Below are 1,500 nucleotides of genomic sequence, written 5' to 3' on the forward strand. Positions count from 1 at the left end.
CGCTCGATCATCCGCCACATGTTCGCCGGCCAGGGGCGCAAGCTGAAGCGGACGGTGCTGGATGCTGACTTTTCCTCGCTTTGCTGTTTCGGCATCACCCACATCTCAGAGAGGGAATCATGCAGTTAGTCACCTTCGTTTCCGCTATGCTCGGCGGCCTGGTGTTTTTCGGTCTGACGGTGCTGGTCTTCGCTCCCTATGGCTGTGCGCTGCTGGCGCCGTTGTTGTGGCTGCGCCACCGCAGGCTGGAAAAAGTTGCTCAACAGGACGAACGTCCCTGGAGCTGGGGACAGACCCTCCGCCCCATCGCCAGGCGGCTGGTTCTGGGCTATCTGGTCGTCCATCTCGGCTTCTTCGCCTGGCAATGGGGCAAGTGGAATTTCGTCGACAATGCTCACTATGCCGCCAAGCAATACTTTGCCGCCGGACAGGTGACGGCCGCCCAGCGTAAGCTGCTGACCCTGGTTCTTCACCCCGACAACCCCGTCCTCTGGCCGCTGACCAAATTGCAGGAGGCCATCTATCATGTCGGTATCAAATACCTTCCGGAAAACGACGGCGAAAAAGGTCTCTGGCGCAACTCCTGGTTCCTCTACCCCTACACCCGCAGGAACCTGACCCCCTATGGCACCGACCGATTCCATGTGAATCCGCGCATGGTGGCGCTCCTCGACGAAGCCTGGACAACCATCGTAACTCTATGCACCCAGCCCCTTGCCGACCGGCAGATGTACCGGGAATACCTGCTGTCGTTCCCTGTCCTTGCCAATTATTATCGACTGTTCGACGCCTACTACCTGGTGGAGAAAAAGACCGGCATCCGGGCAACGCGCATTATCAAGCATCCAATCTATTTTCCTCGTGAGAAAAGACTGACCGACTGGCTGCTGCGGTTGGAAGAGCAATGGCGGGCCGAACCCGAGGTCTGGGGCAAGGTGCAGAAACACCCGAAAATCGAGGCGGCCAGGTTGATGGCGCTGATACGCCTGCACGGCAATATCATTCGCAGTGAATTGATGGCAGGTCGATTCTCTTGCAATTCACCATTGATCCAGAGCTATCGCGAACTGCGGCGCCGGTTTGCCGGCGACGAGAAAACGAAAGGTGTCATAGAACGGATTTCAAATAAGAAGACACGAGATATTCTTTACGAGATGACCATCCAGAATGGTCAAGCCATGTTTTACAAATATGTCTTACAGGACTTCTGTCACCAGCCGGTGGCAGGAAGGTTTTTCATGGGCAAGGAGATGAAGGACAATTATTTCGGTGACATATTTGCGAATGAACTTTCCGTGATCAAGGAGGCGACCCGTGAGTGAGAACTATGTCAACGACCTGGCAAAGACCGACCCGGAGCTGAATCAGCTCATTCGCGAGCAGATCCAGAACCAGATCGACAACGGCGTCCTGAAGGGACGTGGGAAAGCGAAGGGGACGCCCATGTAATTATACCTTTCTCTCGTTGCTCCTCTATGGCATACTTCCCCCATGCCAAGA

2 protein-coding genes are annotated in these 1,500 nt (G+C 55.5%); both read left to right on the forward strand.

Annotated elements, in window-relative coordinates:
- The first annotated feature begins 119 nt into the window (after nt 1-119).
- The gene (locus B5V00_RS16765; protein ID WP_139800823.1) at nt 120-1,322 is read left to right on the forward strand and encodes a hypothetical protein; all 1,203 of its coding nucleotides are present in this window, start codon (nt 120-122) and stop codon (nt 1,320-1,322) included.
- On the forward strand, nt 1,315-1,449 hold the full coding sequence (locus B5V00_RS17550) for a hypothetical protein (RefSeq protein WP_281249733.1): 135 nt from the start codon (nt 1,315-1,317) through the stop codon (nt 1,447-1,449). Before B5V00_RS16765 ends, B5V00_RS17550 begins: the two co-directional genes overlap by 8 nt.
- Nucleotides 1,450-1,500: the final 51 nt, after the last annotated feature.

The organism is Geothermobacter hydrogeniphilus, assembly GCF_002093115.1.
GTDB lineage: Bacteria > Desulfobacterota > Desulfuromonadia > Desulfuromonadales > Geothermobacteraceae > Geothermobacter_A > Geothermobacter_A hydrogeniphilus.